The organism is Candidatus Phytoplasma crotalariae (genome assembly GCF_030586865.1).
GTDB classification, from domain to species: Bacteria; Bacillota_I; Bacilli_A; order Acholeplasmatales; family Acholeplasmataceae; genus Phytoplasma; species Phytoplasma citri.
Map to the genome: position 1 here is coordinate 1 of NZ_JAOSIR010000034.1, position 1,814 is coordinate 1,814.

The window sequence follows — 1,814 nt, forward strand, 5'->3', positions numbered from 1 at the left end:
ATGGGTAGCTAGCACTAATTATAAAAATGATGTTAAAATAGATCATTCTATTTTAAAACAAATAGAAGAAAAATATCGCAAAATACGAAATACTTTGCGATTTATGTTAGGCAATTTATACGATTTTTATATACATTAATAAAAATAATGAGCATAAAAGTGATATTTTTTTTCAAGAAGTATCTGATTCGAATTTATCAGAAGAAATGAATTCCAAATTATCAGAACAAATGCAAAACTTGGATATTAAAACGGAAGATAAAACTTTTTATATTGACCAAAAAATTAATAATGAAAATAATAATGATATTTATTTCCAAAAAAAATCAAATTCCAATTTTCCAAGAGAAATAAAAATCGATTCCAAAACACAAACATCAATACAAAAATTTAATTCTCAAGAAGAAAAAAAATATAAAACTAATATTAATTTTGATCAATGGGAACAAATTCAAAAATATTTTTTAAACCTTAAATATGATGATGTTTCTCAAATATCTTTTTTACCGTTCGAAGATCAAATTTTTATACAAAATGAAAAAACAAAATTTAATATTGAAGAAAAAATAAAAAAAACACAAGAATTATTAAAAAAATGGCAAAAATGGTTTAATGAGAGCCAAATAAAAATAAATGATTTACAAAAAAAACTAAATTCTCTTCCTGATCTAAAAATATTCGAAGATGAATTACAAAAATTAATTAATTTAGAAAATCAGCGATTATATCCAAATCATAATAATCCGAATATAAATCCACAAATAAAAAAATATGATTTCGATACAGAACATCAAAAATTACAATTAAAAATAATACAAATAATAGAACAAAAAGAAAATATTTATAAAGAAATCGAAAAAGAAAAAGAAAATCAAAAAAGATTTTCTAAAATAATTGATGAAATAGAAGAAAATCATCATAAAGAAATTCAATATAATATTCAATATATTAAAAATAATTTTTACATTCAACAATTGTAATCTTCATATCAATTATTTATTTTGAAGGATTTCAAACTAATAATAAAGAATAAAGTTAGCTTTAAAAGTTATAAATATTTAATGCTACTTTACCTTTTGATTAAATCTTTACAATAAATTTAATTAAAAATAAAAATTTTATCAAAATTAATTATATAAACAAAATAATTAATATTTATTTTTATGAATGTTATTATTTTAATTTATTACTTAATAATAAGTAAAATAAAATATTCGTTATACACAAAATGATGAATAAATAAATTTGACTATATTTTTTAAATACAAATGTCCATGTTTGAATATTAACGGAAGAATAAATATTTTTTGAATATTTGTGAACTAATTTTATTAATTTTTGAAATAAACTTGATTTTTGTTTGTTTAGTATTTTATTTTTGTGTTGATATGGTAAAAATTCTATATTTGTTTCTGATAAAATATTATCATCTTTTTGAGAATTTTGATTATTTTTGTTTTTTTCTTTTATTGATGGATTTTTATAATTTAAATTAATTGTGTTTGTTGCTGATTTTTCTTGTATTTGATATTTATCTTCATTTAATGTTGCGTGAATCGGTTTGAAGTTTGCAACTTTGTTTTTAAATTTATTAATATTTTCATTTTGTTTTCGATCAGTTTCATCTTGTTTTTGATAATTTTTAGTTAAAGTTTTTAATCTTTGATTGAAATTAATAAAACTTTTATCTTGTCTTTGATTAATTTCAGTTAATGTTTGTAATCTTTTATCAAAATCCAAAATACTTTTATCTTGTTTTTGATCGTTTTCTTGGCTTCTCGCATCATTTTTATCATGTCTTTTATCATTTTCAG

Annotated in this window: 2 protein-coding genes; one reads left to right on the plus strand and one right to left on the minus strand. The window is 18.7% G+C overall.

Translation table 11 applies throughout. The annotated features are described in order from the left end of the window. Nucleotides 1-206: 206 nt before the first annotated feature. Nucleotides 207-980 (plus strand): hypothetical protein, encoded by a 774-nt coding sequence (locus OC683_RS02045; protein ID WP_304514883.1) that lies wholly within the window; start codon nucleotides 207-209, stop codon nucleotides 978-980. 193 nt (nucleotides 981-1,173) lie between these two features. On the opposite strand, the gene OC683_RS02050 is transcribed toward OC683_RS02045, so the two are convergent. Continuing rightward, nucleotides 1,174-1,814: hypothetical protein (locus tag OC683_RS02050; RefSeq protein WP_304514885.1), on the minus strand; the 641-nt coding region annotated here is incomplete at its 5' end.

Coding starts and splice junctions, on each gene's coding strand:
- OC683_RS02045 (WP_304514883.1), top strand. CDS start 207: ATGAATTCCAAATTATCAGAACAAATGCAAAACTTGGATATTAAAACG.